Source organism: Serratia sp. L9, from assembly GCF_050632285.1.
Lineage (GTDB): Bacteria > Pseudomonadota > Gammaproteobacteria > Enterobacterales > Enterobacteriaceae > Chania.
Window position 1 is genome coordinate 3,061,402 of the sequence record NZ_CP192591.1, and the last position, 16,768, is coordinate 3,078,169.

The following is a 16,768-nucleotide window of genomic DNA, read 5'->3' on the forward strand; positions in this document are numbered from 1 at the left end:
TGTACCTTTCAGATGAGTAATTGGACTTGATAATAAGAAGGTTCATTGATTTTGGCCAGTTCCTTGGCAGGGTGTCTTCTTCTCTAAGGCTATCTTGGATAGTCAATCATACGATTTTATTCACTTACCCGTTAGCCGAAAATGCGTCACTACTTTTTATGATATAGCGGCGAATGTTGTTCAGTGATTCTTAGCAAGCGTGATGTAGATGCTCTTCTTATCCTCTTAGGAATAAGGAAAAAACGCAACAATATTAGTTGGTTAGCTCTTAAGGTGCGGTTTGTTTTCGATGGGGTCAATTTAATATAACTCAGCAGTTGATCGCCAGATATCGTTGTTGCACAGGCAAAACAAGTCGTGATCAGCACAATTTGTTAAAAATAAAACCATTAAGAATTTGAAGAGAAAATACCAAAAAAGGAAAAAATAAATTGGCTAGAGCTAACAACACCAGTGTCGCTACTGGTGTTGTCAGTATGTCAGCATAAATATAGCTTGCTTGGTTGCTTTTTAGCATGGGAAAACGCATCCCGGCACAGTGGCCAATCGGGCGAGGCGGTCTGCATTCCTTATATACCTGTTAAATTCATATTAGCTTGCTTAATAACAAAATCAGCCCAATTCTCCATCATTGGTCGTCGTTGTTCCAACAAATCAGTACGGTGATACGCTGCTTCGACCTTGTTTTGCACCGTATGTGCTAATGCACGCTCAGCCAAGTCCCGTGGATAACCTTGCTCACTGCACCAGTCCCGAAAGCTAGAGCGGAAACCGTGAGCTGTTGCCACACGCCCTGGCGTATCACTGGGAGCCTCAATGCGGCGCAAGAACGAAGTTAACACCATATCAGACAGTAATGATTGGTTACGGGGTGAGGGGAACACCAATTCGTCATGCAACCCTTTCATACCTTCCAAGATCTCAATGGCTCTAGGTACCAATGGAATGCGGTGGATAATGCCTGCCTTCATGCGTTCGGCTGGGATAGTCCATACAGCAGCTTTGAAGTCAATTTCAGACCACTGAATCCCTCTGACCTCACCTGAGCGGCAAGCTGTTAGGATCAGCAATTCTAATAGCGAACGGGTTAAATCGAAGCGTCTGGCATTGCGCAGATGTACAGCGACAAAGTTTGGGATATCTCGCCAAGGCATGGCAGGTTGGTGCTCTGTCCGAATCGCTTTGCTAGGCTGCTGGGGCAGCAGACGGGTGACCACATCGACAGGGTTTGCCACACAATGGCCGTGTGCCCATCCCCAGGCCATTACAGCGTGCAAGCGCTGTTTCACGCGACTTGCTGTTTCTGGGATCGACAACCAAATCGGGCGCAAGACCTCAGCCATATGTGCAGGTGTAATTGTGTCCAGTGGTAATGAACCGATGGAAGGGAAGGCGTACTGTTCCAGTGTGGCTATCCATTGCTTCCCGTGTTTGTCGTTTTTCCAGCCGGGTAATAAATCTATGTGAACTTGACGCGAAGCATCCGTAAATGTCGGGATCACCGGTTTGTCTGCTGCAACAACCTTCTTGAACTCCAGCGGATCGATCCCGTTGGTGAGTTGGTCTCGCATGGCATGCGCTTGTTTGCCTGCTTCGGCGATACTGATTTCGGGATAGCTGCCTAACCCGGCATTGCGGCGCTTTTTAGTCGTCGGGCTAACATAACGCAGGACCCATTTACCATGACCTTTGCTGTTTGAAGGGTGCAACGTCAGGCCGGTTATACCACCGTGCGGCAAGGGTTTATCGTCCGGTTTAATATTCCGGGCTTTGGTATCGGTGAGGAGTGCCATCTGTAAAATCCTTGAGATGTCAGTATGCCATCGAGTATGCCATCAATGGTTGTTTGAGTTTAGGGTGATTTATGTTCGTTTGAACGGAAAAACAAATTAGTCGGTTGATTCTGCTTGATTGTTTGTGTACGGCTGTATTATATTGCGCGCCAAGGAAGCAGACTGTCCTTCCGCCAAATACAGACCCCAAGCTTGAAAGAGCTTGGGGTTTTTTGTTTATGCTGTTTTTCAGTATGCCATCGACTATCCCGGCCAGCAGGAATACGGACATAATCGCTATCATTTAAATCTTCTATTGATATGTCATCAGGCCTTTATTTTTGATAGCGGGATACTAAGTGGCGTGAAAATTCCTGTATATGAGTATTTCACTGAGGGGGTATCAAGGAAAAGCTGATTTTGGCTTCTGCGGGGTTGGGTGTGAATATGCTATTTATGCTGAGGGGGCCAGTTGCTCTGTAACAAAGCATACCAGGCACGATATCGCTCCTTTTGGGAGCGATAGACCAAGCTTTCTCCGGCAGTGTTTGTTACTTGCTTTTTACCGGTCGTGCCCTAACGTCAACGTTGATGATTTGCCCATTGCGGTATACGCGAGCAGTATGCACGGGAACGTTAACACCGCAAAAATCAGGGCTGTTATCTATGGTGCATTGCTGCCCATTGTATTCAAGCAAAATATCATTTTCTCGCAGGTTATATTCTGTTTCTGCCTGGCTGCCACTGGCAATGGCGCGGATCAGCACACCGTAATTGAGGCCTAGCGTTTTTTTCTGCTCAGGCGATATCTCCTGATACCAGGCGCCAAACGTTTTATCTGGATTGAGTCTGGCAAAATAATAAGAATGGAAGTTGTAATAATCTACGCGTACTTGCTGATAGCGTTCTTCATTACGCATCGCATATTGCGCTTGTCCATTATTATCATAATAGATGCCGTCTACCACTTGCTCGTAATAGGTGCGGGTTTGATTCTCAGCATATGAAAAACCAGAGTTACCCCAATAAGCCAAGCAGACCGATAATTGCAACGCCAAGCCAGTGACATCGTTCTTGGTGAATGCAGTCGAGGTTCCCTCCCCATGTGATTCGCCAACAATGACATAACCCTGCCTGTACGCATTCAAACGCAAATTGGCAATGTCTCTGAACTGCTGTTCATCCAAGGTATTAACTGTCAGTTCCTGATAGGAACAAGGAATATAATTTTCATTGGCTTTAACTTCAGCAATACTTCTGCCTTGATAATATTTCGCAAAGTTCCCACCATTGCCATAGAGCGCAGAGCAACCTGACAACAGCGGTAGGATAATCAAGCAGCTGAGAGTTTTTCGCATCGGAAAGCCACTAATGTGATCTACATATGCCATGAGTCAACGACGCCTTTATCGTCAAATCTGATATAAAATCGATTTGCACGGTATTCGGTATCGCCTGACATTTTTGCAGATGCTTTGGTTGCACTGCTTGAGGCATTTGAGGCGGTATTCGCCAGACCAAGAGCGCTGGAAACGGCTCCTGCGCCAGGAATATAGCCAACAATGGACGATGCTGAACTCAGATTGCCGCTCTTGTCATACTGCCACTCGGTAGTCCCGTCAGAATAAACGTTTTGATCATCCGGTACGCCATAAATAGCCTGTACTTCTGCCTTGGTGGTCTTTTTTGCTATAATATGTGACTTCACATACGATGAACTGAATTTGTCTTCCCCGATAGAGCTGCAACCAACAAGCAGTAAAATTGCTATTACGCTCCCTATATATTTACGCATATCCTAATCCAATTAGTTAACTGTTGATAAACGCTATTAACTCAAGCTATTAGCGCTTGTGTTGCCTGTTCTCAGGCGACTAAAAAGAAAAACTCTCCGGCTGGAGATTGACGTCTTTGCCTGAAGATTGAATTTCCACTGGTGTTTCATTGAGATAACGCAGTCACTTGAGGGCTTTTTTATTGGTAGCAAGCATTTCCGGTTCTTTGCTTATCGCAATAGCGCTCTTGCTAATGCGTTTAAATAGTATTTATATGAAGAAAAAAGCACAACCCTACCGAAGTAGGGAGGGTGAATGAGGAACCAAACGTGTAATATTGTCATTTAACGTGTTTGGCTTAGTGATAGAGTCTACCCAGGTCAAGGCAAACGTTACATTGGCGGCAAAAGGAGAGTGACGTGAGTAAGCCCTACGCTTTGGTCGTTGACGATCACCCGATGGTGGCTAACAGCATTGCGGCTTTTTTAAATACGCATTGCGGCTATAAGCGGGCGTATGTGGCTGCCAGCCGCCAAGAGTGCGATCGTTTCATCGAGGAGAAAGGCTCCCCTCAGCTGCTGGTGCTGGATTTTTGGCTGCCCGATGGCACCGCACTGCAATTGATCAGGGAGCTCCTGCAAAAAGCCTCCACTATTCGCCTGCTGGTGATCAGCGGGGATGAGAATAACAATGTCCAGCACAAGGCCCGTGAGGTGGGGGCACACGGTTTTGTTCACAAACACGACTCACCCCAGGTTTTTAACTGCGCGGTCACCGCACTGCAGAATGGCCAATTTTGGTTTCCTGAAACCTCGGATCCAGCACTGCTCCCCTCATCGCTCCCCCATTTTCAAACATTCGGGCTGACCCAACGGCAAACAGAAGTGTTGGCGATGATGTTACGGGGGTTCTCGAATAAGCGCATTGCCATTGCGCTGGCGGTGTCGGAGCCGACCATCAAAGAGCACATAACCAGCATCCTCAGCAAGCTTGGCGTCACCAACAGAGTTGAGGCTATTACGTTACTTCAGGGGCAGCGTCCGACATTATGATCAATCCCCTCAGTAGCAAAGCGCAGTATGGTATCAATTCACACTCGCAAATTCGTTTGCTAAATAACGTGTTGGCGCGGCTGGTATTTAGTATTAATGCAGTTCCTTTCGTTGGCACGGTATTTGCCATCTGGCTCTACTATTTGCACTTACCGTTGACCCCGGTCATCTGCTGGACTGCCTGTTATTTTCTTGCCGCCTTGTGTGCCAGGTTTTGGCACCGTCACTATCGCCGCAAGCTGAGTACGACAGAGGAAACCGCCATGTTGGCTTTGTGGTTGCCTTGGGTTAACCGGCTTGCACTGCTGCATGGCGTTGGTCTCTCTTCTCTGGTTCTGGTAACCGCCATGAACCCATCATTTGATTTCATTTTGCTGCTCAATATCAGTATTGCCGCCATCGTGGCGGCGAATGCGACGCACCTGACGCCGTTATTTGGCGCATTCCAGCGGTTTTTTATCAGCTGCTGGGGAATATTACTGGTTCTGGTTCCTTGGCGATATGGTGATATCTGGCCAATCGTCCTGCTACTTAATATCTTGTATGGCATAGCAATCTATCGTCATGCTTTGACCTCTCATGCTTTCTTCCTGCAGCAGGTGAGGTTGGAAGAAGAGGGGAGCCTGCTGGCTGAAAAATTCCGCTTAGCGAAAGAAGAGGCAGAACAAGCGTTGCAGGATAAAAACCTGTTCCTCACCACGGCCAGTCACGATCTTCGCCAACCGATCCACGCAATGGGTTTTTTGATTGAGGCGATCGTCCATAAGAATCGCGATACTGCCTTAAACCCGCAGCTCCGCGACTTACAGCAGAGTGTGCGTACCTTGCATCTGATGTTTAACTCACTGCTAGATTTGACCATCATTGAAAGCAAAGCGGTCAATGTTCCGCAAACGGATGTTGAGTTGGCGCCGTTAATCGATTCCGTCATCACGCTATTTCGTGAAGAGGCGAATAACCGGGGCTTGATATTGCGCTCAAAACTCCCACAGCGGCGCTGCGTGGTCCTTGGCGATTTGGCGTTGCTCAAGCAATCATTAATTAACCTGACGCACAACGCGTTACGTTATACCCCGCAAGGCGGGGTATTGATCTGCGTTCGCCCACGCGGTGAAGAGTGGTCGATAGAGGTCTGGGATACCGGCATTGGTGTTGCAGATGCCGAAAAACCTCAGATTTTCTCTCCTTTTTATCGCCCTGAGCTTGCCTGGCGTGTAGATAGCGCCGGGCATGGATTGGGGCTGGCGGTAGTGGCAAGGTGTGCGAAGCTGATGAAGGCACAATGCGGCATGAGTTCGATAGAAGGGAAAGGTTCACGCTTTTGGCTACGGCTGCCTATCAGCCAAGGTCTGCCGGCCACAACGCCGCTGTTTCCCCAGCAACAACCCTGCTTGGTGCCGCATGGGCCGCTTTGCGGCACCTGCCTGGTGGTTGATGACGATCCGCTGGTTACTTCCGCCTGGACAAACCTGATGCAAGCTTGGGGGTAACGGTGCGCTGCGTAGCCTCCGCTAAGGAGGCTTTTGCCGTGCTTGACTGTGGTTTTGTTCCTCAGGTGATCCTGTGCGATCAGCGCTTGCGTTCCGGTGAGAGCGGGTTCGACATTTTGCAGGAATTGCTTCAACGTCTGCCACAGGCTTGCGGTGCCATGGTTAGCGGTGAATTTAATTCGGCGATATTGCAACAAGCGGAAAGTGAAGGTTATCTGGTGCTCTACAAACCCTTGGAACCTTCGCAGCTTCATGCGCTGTTATCGCAATGGCTTTACCTTGGCTAACTAACGTAATGATTTGGGAAAGCATTATCAGGCATCAATCTGCAACACCCAATCTGGCTGGTTCGGGATGCTCCTGATTGAAGGGATCCCGGCGGTATGTGATTATACGGAACCGATGCCAGATGTTGGGCTATCACTGGCCTGCACGCTGGGAAACGATGTTGATGCAGTAACCGGGTTAGTGGCCGCAGGGTGCAATGTGGTTATTTTCTCCACCGGGCCGGGAACCTCTACCGGCAACCCGATTGTGCCGGTATTAAAAATTTCAACCAACTCAACGATAGCCGTGGTTTGCCACTATCCTGTCCAGCACTTTCCCAACGTGTTGCGCCGGAATATTCAGGTCAATTTCTATCGCCAGTGCTTCACGGTTAAATCATCCACCACATTGAAGGTCCGGAAGCGTCTGCCACAGCCCAGTACATCATGCATAAAATCGATGGGCCAGCTCTGGTTTAGTGCCTCCGGCGTGGCCATTTTTAGCCACTAAAATGAGCAGCCAAGGGCGGTTTTTAGGCCGCTGCCGTGTGGTCTGTCAGTTTCTAAGCTGTAAAGATTGGGGGTGCGGATGAGATTTGGTCTGAAAGCTGTTTTTTTAGGCAAAAGAATCAACAATCTGTTGATTACCCTTGATTGTTCCCCTGGGGCTGTATTATATTGCGCTCCACGGAAAAAGCGCGACTTCCAACAGATTTCGCCGGCTTAGCTCAGTAGGTAGAGCAACTGACTTGTAATCAGTAGGTCACCAGTTCGATTCCGGTAGCCGGCACCATATAGAGACCTCAGCAGCGATGCTGGGGTTTTTTTATATGCGCGATGCCCAGCCATTCAACGGCCAAAAAATAGCTAAGCATCAAGCCTGGGGGGCCTCTACACCGTGAAACACCGCTTCAATGTTATAGCCGTCTGGGTCGTAGATAAAGGCGGCGTAATAATTCTGATGATAATGATGGCGAAACCCTGGGGCCCCGTTATCTCTGGCTCCTGCAGACAAGGCGGCCTCATAAAATGCATCCACTTGTGCTTCGCTAGTGGCTCTGAATGCAATATGGATCCTGGGTGTACTGGGCTCTCCCTCTGAAATCCAGAACGCGCCGCCAGGATCATCTCCAGGTCGTAGAGGGTTCTCGCCAAAGCCTGCTGCCGTGCCGCCCACCTGTAAACGTAATGCGTAACCTAATGGCGCCAATACGGCAGTGTAGAATCTTTGGCTTTGAGCAAAATCACGAACGTTAATACCTGTATGGTCAATCATATTTTATCCTCAGGTCATCCTAAGTATTCAGATTGAGTATGGGAGGCGGGAGCGTTAAACGCTTGGCTAACCCGCCAGAGAATGGTTGCTTAAATATCGGTGACCAACCATTGGTCCGATTCTTCGAACATCTCTTCCAGCATGCGGTTTAACTTCTCCCGATCGCTTTTGCTGGCATCGGAGTTCAGGCCGTTGGCCTGCATGGGTTTTACCTTCACTTCAGCACCTGGGAAGATACGGTGTACCCGTTTTGTCAGCTCGGTTTTAATGATTTCATCTGCACCCGGAATGCCTGCAACATTACGCTTATCAAACACCAATTCAACGAACATAGCTCAACCCTGTTATTACTGTTTATGTATACAGTTATTTTGACTGAAGCTAAGGGGGAAACGCAAGAGGGGTGGGGAAATTTTGTGTTAACTCTTTTTGGGGGGCGTACAGTATCGCCGTGGTGACCAAGATTACGCACTATTTGCCACGGTAATCCTCAACCAGGTTAACCGTATAATTTCTCAACTATAATGGGCCGGTATTTAACGAAAACCTTACGGTCTGCTTCACCAGTTTACCCGCTAGTTTTAGGAAGGAGATTGAACACTTTTGAATATGATCATTGGGGGGGTAAGTTAAAACGGAAAGGGTAAAGATACGAGGCTAGCCGCCTGGATATAAAGAAGTTAAATAGAGGATAGACGTGCTGGTTACGCCAGGCGTTTCATCGGGATTTTTACCCTCATGTTGGCAGACATAAAAAAACCAACCGTAACAGGTTGGTTTCTCTATAAAAGTTTGGTCGGCATGAGAGGATTCGAACCTCCGACCCCCGACACCCCATGTCAGCAGGTCTATTCCTCTGCAAGCCGCGCCAGTGCTGGTTTTTACTTCATTTTACTGTCTATGCAAACAGTGCATTTTGCGCAAAAACCAGCTTATACACATCAATAGCTTAAGCCCGGTTTTACCATGCCATTTTAGCGTTATCCTGCCTTAATTTCTCCGTGTGGAACGACAACCCAATCAATGTGATTGCTGGTGTAGATCTTGGTAGATTTTGCATCGCTGTGAGCCATGCGCCCCTGCGGATCAATTCCCTGGGTATCGAACAAATGCGCGGCCAGTGCGCGGATTTCATGAAACGTTGGGCGCTCATCCATCTGCAGGTGATCGCATAGCTTGAGCCTGTCACGCAGATCTGAAAATGCCCGGCTGAGATAGTCCGGCGCAACCTGGGTAGGGTGAGAAACCTCTTTGCTGGGCTTCACACTTCTGGCCGGTATCCGGTGGACAATGTAAGGGCTGGCCACGTTATCCCGGCTATCATCAATAATCCGTTTCAGCTCATCACCGATCGGTATAGCAACGTGTGATGCCTCTTTTTCTGTACTTTCTGCCGATGGATGTACAGCATGCCGTAGATACCATTCTCCGGCTGATCCAGCCACACGCAACCGCACACGCCGTTCTTAGGCTCCTTGATTGAGTAACGGATCCGGGATACTTCAAGCCTGGCGTGCGTCGTCTGTAGTGCCAGGTCCATGGCTGTTCTCAACCAGGGGGCTGCGGAACGGCGTATAGCCAGAAAGGTGTCGAGAGAAAGACGCTGCCGCCGCTTTTCATCGATCCGGTGCATTTTCTTGCGTGTGGCCGGGTTATCAAGCATGAGGGATTCATCGACCGCATAGCTGAATAGTTTTTTCAGGAAGCTGACTTTCCTGTTTTGCACGTTCGCTGATGCTTCAGCATGGTATTCCTTTATATAGGCGTTAACGTGCTCCAGTTCGATATCGCACGCCGGAATATCAACAAAAAATTCTTTCACCCGGATGGCGTCATTATTCCAATCGTCGCGCGTGCTTTCTGACGGCTGCTCGTCTTTTTTTGCCCGGGTCATGATGTGATCAACATGCTCGGCAAATGGCAAAGCCTCACCTTGAATACCTCCGGATTCCCTGATCAAAGAATCTACAGAAACGGTATTTTCCGGCCGCATGCGGTTGTTATATTCGCGGGCGATAGCGATCGCCATGGCACGATCGCTGCCGATTGACTTGCGCTTACCTGTTATCAGGGTAAAGCGATATACACCGGCCGCCCTGTCAAAGTAGAGCAGATCCGGCAAATGCCGGTTTTCTCTCCGGCGCGGGCGGGCGGCCATTATGATTCCCTTATCAGTTGGCTGACGGCTCGGGATACTTCCGATTCAACGCCCCAGCGTTCTGACGAATAAACCCAAGACATTCCATCAATTACCTTTCCACGCAGCCGCCCGCATTCAATCCAGCGCTTAACCGTGCGTTTATCAGGGATTGATCCTTCCTCGAACTCACGCTTTAGCCACAAGCTGGCGCGCATTAATTTGCCTTCTTTAGCCATGGTTTTCTCCACACAAATTAGGCCCGCTGCAACGGGCCGCCAAAATTAAAGATCTTGCTGGTGGGGTGCCAATAACCGCTGGTGGATGGCTGAAACGTACTGTGCCTGGTGAATGGCATCGGCCAGGGCATTATGCCGATCACCGGCGAACGGGAGATCACGCTTTGGGTCAAACCCAATCAGTTGGCCGAGGTGCACTATGGTGCGGACGTCCAGATCGTTGAACCAGTTCCAGCACGGCGGTAAATCGCAGCGCTCATATGCACTGCGAAGAATTACATTATCGAAGGAGGCTCCATTACCCCACACCTTGAGATATTTTGGATTTTCACCGTGCTGGCGAGCGAAATCACTGAGTGAGCAAATGGCCACGTTAATGGTTACTGCCGCATCGGTTGTGATTGCCGCCCGGGCCTCACTGCTCTGCATCAGCCACCAATTAATGGTATCCCCACTCGGCACGGCACCGGCCGCCATATCGCTGGAAAGATTCACCGCGGTATAGAACTGCTTGCCCAGTTCGCCTGTGGCTGGTTCAAAGAACACGGCACCGATCGCCACGATTGGCGCGTTAGGCTTATTGCCCATGGTTTCCAGATCAAGCATTAAATCATTCATCGTAACCCTCCGGTTTAGGTGCTTCGGTAACCATTGCTCTATATACGAGCGTGACTTTGTCGATTCCATAATCCATGGCTTTGATCCCGGCAGCCCATTGCTTCGGTGTCGGATCCGCTGGAACCAGCTTATAGCCGGGTGGCAACTTGTAACTATGGCTTACAAGTTCGTTTCCAGGTTGGAGCGCTGCGGCACGACAGGTGTCGGGAGGAGTAATACCATTCACCTGATCACCCTCGGTTACCAGCCGGATAAGCATCGCCATCAGTTGCACAATTTCACCCTCCACCTGCTCCCAACTCATGCGGTTTTCAGCATAGTGGACAGCTGCCTGCACAACTTCCCCAGCCTCCTCGGCCACCTTCAGCAATACATAGTTTGGCTGTGGATATTTGACTATTGCCTTGTCGGCAGATAGTCGTGCTTTTACCACAAGTGACGTGAAATAATCATCCGGCACCGCTGGCGCAGGTGTGGCTTCGTGAATGCAAAGGTGCTCTGATATTTCGGCCAGTATTTCAGGCTTGTTATCCACCACCTCATTCATCCAGTCGAGTGATGTAAGGCACCCGTCAACGAGAACACCGATATTGAAATCGTCGCAATCGCACTGCTTTAATCCATGTTTAATGGCCTTATCGCGTTTATCGAACTCAACGAGGTCTGAGCTGTAGTAAATCCCGCTACTGCTATCGTTGCACCAGGCGCTTTGCTGAATGACGATGTATTTAGTGCTGTCAGTTGTCATCACACGGCCTTCATACAACTGCTGGTACCGCTGCATAAACATGGTGCGGGCCTGAATAGGGTTAACAGGGGATACTAGGATTTCTTTTGATGGCTCGATGCCTGCAAGCATCGGCCATGGCTCTTCATCATCGATATCCAGATCCCGGCGCTCGGTTGCCAACAAGACCAGATCTGCATGCTTCACTGCCGGGCTATTTGTTGCAGGCAATCCGAATTTATGGCGGATAGCAAAATCAATGCTGTTTTCAATCCCGCAATAATCCGGAATAAGTTTTTTCAGAGGTGATGGAATATCTTTACAATATGCCTCACAAGCATCATGTAATAGTGCTTCCAGCGCGAATTCAACCGGAACGATTTGGCTTACTAAAACGCAATGCTGGGCTACGCTGTAAAACTCAGGCAGGTGACCCGCAAAGCGGCACTCATGAGATAACGCTTGTGCAATATCTTCAATGCAAATACTTTCCATTTTTGGATTGGCATAATTAAAATGCTTTCCAGTGAATGTTTTAATCCATGACATAATTATTTCCCCACACAGTTTAGGCAATACTTCACCAAATACCCCATTGCTGGGGTATTTGAAGCTGCATTACTTAATTAAAAATCAGGCTTTAAAATTACCAATAAAGGTATCAACTGGTTCGCCATCGAACTTGCTGATCAGCAAATCACGGAATTCGATAGCAATCTCTTCTTCCTGCGCTTCGAGTTGCACGATACGGAGGACGAAACACGGTTCATCGCTTTTCAGCAAGCTGTTGCGAAGACTTAAACGGCGATCGCCAAGGCCTTCATACGGCACACACTTAAATTCAAATGCGACTGGCATGATCTCTTTACTGGTGGCCTCAACACTCTGCATTAGCGATCTCTTGCCACTGAAATCACCATCTTCATGATCTGCTTCCTGCATCTGCTTAATGCTGACACGACGCACTGCGCTAGCGGCCTGAGCAATTGACATGACTTGTCCGTCAGCGTCGAACGCATTGAGGAAATCACTCCAGTCCTCTAGCCACTCTGCGATCTGCTTCTGATTAAGGCGCTTGCCATCAATGGCCAGCAGTGCGCCGAATGGCGCGGTTTTCTTGAGCTGGATCTCTGCGACGTTATCGGCGTGACCAGGAACGGCAAGCGTGCCGATGTTGAACACAGAGCGTGCACTCATGTTATCCGCATCGATAAAGCAGCGGGCAGGTACATCAGCATTGGCGTAGCCAACAGAGTAACGCACGAAGTCATCAATGCTTGTTGTTCCCATGAAGCCACGGAAGCGGAAGCGGTTTTCACTGAAGCGTTCCAGGCTAACCACATCAATATCTTTAGGTAGAACAGAAACAGGGCAATCGGTACGTTTTACATCTTCAAGAAATGATGCTCCCAACGTTAATGCTTGAATTTGAGCGATTGCGGATCCGTCTAATTGAGACATAATAATTAATCCTTATTAATATTGGATTGAGAGATGCGCGTTATTACTGCGCGACTTTTAATTTTCCGTCAGGATGCCCACCGACCGTAAATAATTGGCCTTGGTCTTCCTGTAGAATAGTCAGCTTGCCACCCTTGCCGACATACATAGGCGTTTCAGTGGTATCTTCTTCTGAAACTTTCCCGCGCGGGGTAGGGGTGACGAATTTCAGTTGATGCTTAATACTGACGCGTTTTTCTTCAACTGAATTACTGAGGCGGTCAATATCAAAGGTAAGTACCACCTTTCCTTTTCCGCCATTATTAAGAACTCCCAGCGATGTTGCGTTTAAAGCTGCCGAGATTTTGTTGATAAATACGCCTGCATCCAACTCCCCGAGAAAATCCGGTACGTTAGTTTTACGATCTTCACTCATTGAATAGCCCTCTACGGAGCGGCCTGGGCCGCAATGTTTCTCCACACACCAGGTGGCGTACCGTTCCGGTATTTCTTAGACTATCCAGGTTTAAGGGTCCGGACAGTACGTCACCTGGTGTGTAAAAAGGGCGGCCAGCCTATGAACATTGTCGCCTTCCCCCTGGTGTTGGTTGAAGATCGACTGGCCGCCAAAGACTACACACAGCATTGTGTTGTGACACCAGGGCGCTACCCCTGCTTACTTCCGGCCGCTCAGTTCGCTGTATTGGCGGTATGGTGGCCGCACAGCCGATTTCCGGTCTTCCTCCCGCCTGCGGTGCAGTACGCTTGTACACATCACAACGGTGTGAACCATCTCCCCGGGCCTTCACTCTCCCGGCAAGGTTCCCCGCGCTTAACTCCACTCGGGCCAGTTGCGTACTGGCTTGTGTGGCTACCGTGACCAATTCATTCGCATAATGAACGGACCGGAAATGATTCACGCCGTTGTGTGCTGGTCTTTCCCAGCTGTCACCGCGCCTACGTCGCGAACACGCCACTTGGTAGACATTTATATAAGACCGTCTTGAAAGTGGTAAGCCATCCAGTCTTGGTAACCAAACTCGGTGAATTCGGTTGCCGGGACTGCCTGAATAATCAGGAGGCCGGGTTGGTCTTTGCTAACTGTCAGCGGTCTACTTCCCGCCGTCACTACCATCGAGAGTGCTGGCATCTCACTGACCTGATAACGCCCAGGATCAACTGGCGGCGCGGTGTGACCGGCGTACATGCTCCGGCAAGGTTATGCCCTACGGTTCGCATTCTGTAGCGGCGAAACCCGCCTAGACACCTCATAATCTGAGTACGGGGTATCGCCAAGATCCTTAGGGCCATCAAGTCCGGCAAAATCATCAACACGGATAATGCTATGAGCAGGCCGATTTGGCTGATGTGGAACGCGTCGGATGAATGTTCCCGCAGCAACGCCAGTCCCGGCGATTAACTCAATCAGTACCCGCATTCCGGGTTTTAGATCTGTAGGTTTCATTCGTACATTCCTTAATCAGGGTTGTGGTGGTTGGCAGACAACGCCCTGAAGCCCACCAGCCAATTCCACAACGGTCTGCTCACTCATGGTTAGGATCCACATCGCCCCAGTATTAAGGGAAGAAGCGAGTGAGCAGGCCGTTGTGTGCCTGGATACTTCTCCACCTCAGGCGGCGGTGTTATCTTGGTGGTGCTTAATCAACCAAGAAAAGGAACCTTCAATGGAGAACGTTAATTTCTCTTGCCCAGAATGCGGTTGTGAAGTCTTCGATACCGCTGCGATATCTGAGCACCCTGACAGTTTTGCGGGAGCCATCTGTGCCGACTGTGGTCACGTTGTAACTGAAGATGAAACCCTTGAGGGCGACGAGAAAATTTTTGATGATCTCGTCGGGATACTCTTTAAGTAACGGGTCAAACTTCTTAATGATCTCGGCTATCACCTTAGTTTGAGCTACTAAGACGCTGGTATTAGTCTCCAGCGTCATCACTTTGTCAGCCATCGCAAACCCCTTACTGAAAGTTACCTGAGCGAATCATCCCGATCTTCATGCGCCTCGTTGCTATGTGGTGGCGGTGCGCCTTCGGTGAATTGATTATGCGATAGGGAATATATCTAGTCAATGACGAATATCAAAAAATATTCCAATGGAAATTTTTTATGAAAAATTGAAGTATAATTTTTTTTGCAGTGACATTAATTGCGCGCTTGTATACTGTATGGATATACAGCCTTTTCTTTATTGAAGGATTTAGCGAAAGAGTGTCTGGTGAAGCGAGGGGGATAAGATGGGTACGTGGTTGGTTAGAACAAGACCAGGAGAGTTTGATAGCTCCCCTGCACCTGACTCACAAGTGGTTCACTTACTTAATTCAGGTATGAATACTTGTATTATTGGCCCGACGATATCCGATTTAGAGCGTACAGAGGTAAGGGGGATGCGCGGATCATCAACAGACAAAAATCCTCCGCCATCACCTGAGATATGATACCTAAAGACTGAGACTGATCCGGATACTATTGTAACAACAAGATCATTTGTTGCTGGAGGTTGATCAGGATTCACTACTACAACAGAGCCTGCTGGGGCTTGCGCTACACCCGTGTTTCTCTTCATTATGTATGCTCGAAAATTATCAGGAACCTCAGCTAGCCAGGTAATAGCCTCTCCTGTATACCCTTTCTCGTCATAGACTTTCACGAGTTTAGATACATCTATTTTTTGAATGCTACTCTCCGTGCCGCCATACATCGAACCTGCACCATTAATCAGCCAATCAGCACTTATACCCATAGCTAAAGCCAGCTTGCCACTATGCTTTGATGTTTTGCTTGCACCTGCAAGAATTTTAGAGATCGCAGACTGCTCAACCCCTGACGCTTTGGCCAGCTTGGTTTGGCTTTCAAAGCCCGTCTCTGCCATGGCTTCCGCCAATCGTTCAGATAATGTTTTCATGCCTCAAACTTATTCCCTCAAGCATACCCTGTCAAAGTCTCCAATGACTTGCATAATGTTATTCGTTAAAGCATAATCAAGAATAATTATGATGGAGGGAATAACGTAATGAACCAAATTGTTGAGAAAGCGATCAATATCGCAGGTTCGCAGTCTGAACTCGCAAAACGGATTGGGGTAGGGCAGTCCACGATTAGCAAGTGGCTAGGCGGGGCTGAGATCAGCTCTCGCTACATACCTGCTTTGGTAACTGCAACCGGCAGCCAAATAACGGCAGAACAAATTCTTGAATCCCTTCTACCGCCCGATGGTAGCGATGCTACTGCACCAGCAGCTTAACCAAAACCACAGATCCAAGGGGGTAACCGTGGGGCAACAACCAAATTGGCAAGCGGAGAAACAACCAGTCTGGCTGGTGGCCGCGGTCAGAAAAACTATTGCAGCCTTACCGGGCGGGTATACCGAAGCTGCAGAGATTTTGGACGTCACACAAGACGCAATTTTTAACCGCCTTCGTACTGGTGGAGATCAGATTTTTCCCATGGGGTGGGCGATGGTTCTGCAACAGGCTGGCGGCACAAAGCATATCGCTGATGCATTTTCTCGCCAATCCAATAGCGTCAATGTGCCGCTGGTGGAGCTTGAAGAGGTTGATAACGCTGATATCAACGTGCGTCTGATGGAGTCCATTGAGTGGATTGGCAAGCATTCGGTACGAGTACGTCAGGCTATTGCGGATGGTGTTATCGACAGGTCAGAACGCCAAGATCTGGATGAAACCAGCTATCAAGTAATGGCGAAGTGGCAGGAGCACATGACCTTGTTATACCGCGTGTATTGCGAGGCTGAAAAGGTTGACGCCCAAGGATTGCAGCCTCGGGCGTCGGGTGCGAATAAATCGTGTGTGGAGAAATAATCGCATGAGCATTTTAACAACAACTTATCGGCAACCGCAACTTCGCTGTCTGGCGTTGCCGGGTGGTGATAAGCAATCACCGTTTCAGTACAAGCGCAGGATAGCAGCCCGTTGGGTTTCCTGCACCCACAGTCGAGCA

At 49.0% G+C, this 16,768-nt stretch carries 14 protein-coding genes, 1 tRNA gene and 5 pseudogenes; 7 read left to right on the top strand and 13 right to left on the bottom strand.

The genetic code is table 11. The features are described 5' to 3' along the window. Nucleotides 1–569 precede the first annotated feature (569 nt). The 3 genes from ACQ86O_RS14385 to ACQ86O_RS14395 form a co-directional block, all read right to left on the bottom strand. The gene (locus ACQ86O_RS14385; protein WP_431221684.1) at nucleotides 570–1,793 is read right to left on the bottom strand and encodes a tyrosine-type recombinase/integrase; all 1,224 of its coding nucleotides are present in this window, start codon (nucleotides 1,791–1,793) and stop codon (nucleotides 570–572) included. Nucleotides 1,794–2,323: 530 nt separating this feature from the next. Then, nucleotides 2,324–3,163 (bottom strand): hypothetical protein, encoded by an 840-nt coding sequence (locus tag ACQ86O_RS14390; RefSeq protein WP_431221685.1) that lies wholly within the window; start codon nucleotides 3,161–3,163, stop codon nucleotides 2,324–2,326. Further along, entirely contained in the window at nucleotides 3,151–3,567 is a 417-nt protein-coding gene (locus ACQ86O_RS14395) for a hypothetical protein (protein WP_431221686.1), read from the bottom strand. Before ACQ86O_RS14395 ends, ACQ86O_RS14390 begins: the two co-directional genes overlap by 13 nt. A 399-nt stretch (nucleotides 3,568–3,966) precedes the next feature. Between ACQ86O_RS14395 and ACQ86O_RS14400 the strand changes: the two genes are divergently transcribed. The 3 genes and pseudogenes from ACQ86O_RS14400 to ACQ86O_RS14410 form a co-directional block, all read left to right on the top strand. Next, entirely contained in the window at nucleotides 3,967–4,599 is a 633-nt protein-coding gene (locus ACQ86O_RS14400) for a LuxR C-terminal-related transcriptional regulator (protein ID WP_431221687.1), read from the top strand. Then, a pseudogene (locus ACQ86O_RS14405) lies at nucleotides 4,596–6,376 on the top strand (ATP-binding protein). The gene ACQ86O_RS14400 and the pseudogene ACQ86O_RS14405 overlap by 4 nt, the downstream one beginning before the upstream one ends. 85 nt (nucleotides 6,377–6,461) lie before the next feature. Beyond that, nucleotides 6,462–6,662 (top strand): annotated as a pseudogene (locus ACQ86O_RS14410) (hypothetical protein); the annotation flags it as partial. On the opposite strand, the pseudogene ACQ86O_RS14415 reads toward ACQ86O_RS14410, so the two are convergent. Next, nucleotides 6,657–6,853 (bottom strand): annotated as a pseudogene (locus tag ACQ86O_RS14415) (IS3 family transposase); the annotation flags it as partial. The pseudogenes ACQ86O_RS14410 and ACQ86O_RS14415 overlap by 6 nt on opposite strands. Before the next feature lie 219 nt (nucleotides 6,854–7,072). On the opposite strand from ACQ86O_RS14415, the gene ACQ86O_RS14420 reads away from it, so the two are divergent. Continuing rightward, nucleotides 7,073–7,148 (top strand) — tRNA-Thr (locus ACQ86O_RS14420). An 81-nt stretch (nucleotides 7,149–7,229) separates the two neighbouring features. On the opposite strand, the gene ACQ86O_RS14425 is transcribed toward ACQ86O_RS14420, so the two are convergent. The 8 genes and pseudogenes from ACQ86O_RS14425 to ACQ86O_RS14460 form a co-directional block, all read right to left on the bottom strand. Beyond that, entirely contained in the window at nucleotides 7,230–7,631 is a 402-nt protein-coding gene (locus ACQ86O_RS14425) for a VOC family protein (protein WP_431221688.1), read from the bottom strand. Nucleotides 7,632–7,720: 89 nt separating this feature from the next. Next, the gene (locus ACQ86O_RS14430) at nucleotides 7,721–7,963 is read right to left on the bottom strand and encodes a DinI family protein (RefSeq protein WP_431221689.1); all 243 of its coding nucleotides are present in this window, start codon (nucleotides 7,961–7,963) and stop codon (nucleotides 7,721–7,723) included. Between the two features lie 648 nt (nucleotides 7,964–8,611). Continuing rightward, nucleotides 8,612–9,789, bottom strand: a pseudogene (locus tag ACQ86O_RS14435) (phage integrase Arm DNA-binding domain-containing protein). Next, on the bottom strand, nucleotides 9,789–10,007 hold the full coding sequence (locus ACQ86O_RS14440; protein WP_431221690.1) for a hypothetical protein: 219 nt from the start codon (nucleotides 10,005–10,007) through the stop codon (nucleotides 9,789–9,791). Before ACQ86O_RS14440 ends, ACQ86O_RS14435 begins: the two are co-directional and overlap by 1 nt. A gap of 45 nt (nucleotides 10,008–10,052) precedes the next feature. Then, on the bottom strand, nucleotides 10,053–10,625 hold the full coding sequence (locus ACQ86O_RS14445) for a 3'-5' exonuclease (RefSeq protein WP_431221691.1): 573 nt from the start codon (nucleotides 10,623–10,625) through the stop codon (nucleotides 10,053–10,055). A 751-nt stretch (nucleotides 10,626–11,376) separates the two neighbouring features. Continuing rightward, a pseudogene (locus ACQ86O_RS14450) lies at nucleotides 11,377–11,901 on the bottom strand (HD family hydrolase); the annotation flags it as partial. An 84-nt stretch (nucleotides 11,902–11,985) separates the two neighbouring features. Beyond that, nucleotides 11,986–12,813 carry a YfdQ family protein gene (locus tag ACQ86O_RS14455; RefSeq protein ID WP_431221692.1) on the bottom strand — a complete coding sequence of 276 codons (828 nt, stop codon included), beginning with the start codon at nucleotides 12,811–12,813 and terminating at the stop codon, nucleotides 11,986–11,988. A gap of 43 nt (nucleotides 12,814–12,856) precedes the next feature. Beyond that, a complete protein-coding gene (locus tag ACQ86O_RS14460; protein ID WP_431221693.1) occupies nucleotides 12,857–13,228 on the bottom strand; it encodes a hypothetical protein in 372 nt (123 codons plus the stop codon). Between the two features lie 1,249 nt (nucleotides 13,229–14,477). Here ACQ86O_RS14460 and ACQ86O_RS14465 point away from each other — a divergent pair. Continuing rightward, the gene (locus ACQ86O_RS14465; protein ID WP_431221694.1) at nucleotides 14,478–14,666 is read left to right on the top strand and encodes an ECs_2282 family putative zinc-binding protein; all 189 of its coding nucleotides are present in this window, start codon (nucleotides 14,478–14,480) and stop codon (nucleotides 14,664–14,666) included. A gap of 450 nt (nucleotides 14,667–15,116) precedes the next feature. Here ACQ86O_RS14465 and ACQ86O_RS14470 read toward each other — a convergent pair whose 3' ends face one another. Continuing rightward, on the bottom strand, nucleotides 15,117–15,713 hold the full coding sequence (locus ACQ86O_RS14470; protein ID WP_431221695.1) for a helix-turn-helix domain-containing protein: 597 nt from the start codon (nucleotides 15,711–15,713) through the stop codon (nucleotides 15,117–15,119). 108 nt (nucleotides 15,714–15,821) lie between these two features. On the opposite strand from ACQ86O_RS14470, the gene ACQ86O_RS14475 reads away from it, so the two are divergent. Further along, a complete protein-coding gene (locus ACQ86O_RS14475; protein WP_431221696.1) occupies nucleotides 15,822–16,052 on the top strand; it encodes a transcriptional regulator in 231 nt (76 codons plus the stop codon). A 28-nt stretch (nucleotides 16,053–16,080) separates the two neighbouring features. Next, on the top strand, nucleotides 16,081–16,629 hold the full coding sequence (locus ACQ86O_RS14480) for a YmfL family putative regulatory protein (protein WP_431221697.1): 549 nt from the start codon (nucleotides 16,081–16,083) through the stop codon (nucleotides 16,627–16,629). The last annotated feature ends 139 nt before the right edge of the window (nucleotides 16,630–16,768 follow it).

Excerpts from the sequence above, each read along its gene's own strand:
- ACQ86O_RS14385 (WP_431221684.1), bottom strand. The coding sequence starts at position 1,793 with ATGGCACTCCTCACCGATACCAAAGCCCGGAATATTAAACCGGACGAT.
- ACQ86O_RS14390 (WP_431221685.1), bottom strand. The coding sequence starts at position 3,163 with ATGGCATATGTAGATCACATTAGTGGCTTTCCGATGCGAAAAACTCTC.
- ACQ86O_RS14395 (WP_431221686.1), bottom strand. The coding sequence starts at position 3,567 with ATGCGTAAATATATAGGGAGCGTAATAGCAATTTTACTGCTTGTTGGT.
- ACQ86O_RS14425 (WP_431221688.1), bottom strand. The coding sequence starts at position 7,631 with ATGATTGACCATACAGGTATTAACGTTCGTGATTTTGCTCAAAGCCAA.
- ACQ86O_RS14430 (WP_431221689.1), bottom strand. The coding sequence starts at position 7,963 with ATGTTCGTTGAATTGGTGTTTGATAAGCGTAATGTTGCAGGCATTCCG.
- ACQ86O_RS14440 (WP_431221690.1), bottom strand. The coding sequence starts at position 10,007 with ATGGCTAAAGAAGGCAAATTAATGCGCGCCAGCTTGTGGCTAAAGCGT.
- ACQ86O_RS14445 (WP_431221691.1), bottom strand. The coding sequence starts at position 10,625 with ATGAATGATTTAATGCTTGATCTGGAAACCATGGGCAATAAGCCTAAC.
- ACQ86O_RS14455 (WP_431221692.1), bottom strand. The coding sequence starts at position 12,813 with ATGTCTCAATTAGACGGATCCGCAATCGCTCAAATTCAAGCATTAACG.
- ACQ86O_RS14460 (WP_431221693.1), bottom strand. The coding sequence starts at position 13,228 with ATGAGTGAAGATCGTAAAACTAACGTACCGGATTTTCTCGGGGAGTTG.
- ACQ86O_RS14465 (WP_431221694.1), top strand. The coding sequence starts at position 14,478 with ATGGAGAACGTTAATTTCTCTTGCCCAGAATGCGGTTGTGAAGTCTTC.
- ACQ86O_RS14470 (WP_431221695.1), bottom strand. The coding sequence starts at position 15,713 with ATGAAAACATTATCTGAACGATTGGCGGAAGCCATGGCAGAGACGGGC.
- ACQ86O_RS14475 (WP_431221696.1), top strand. The coding sequence starts at position 15,822 with ATGAACCAAATTGTTGAGAAAGCGATCAATATCGCAGGTTCGCAGTCT.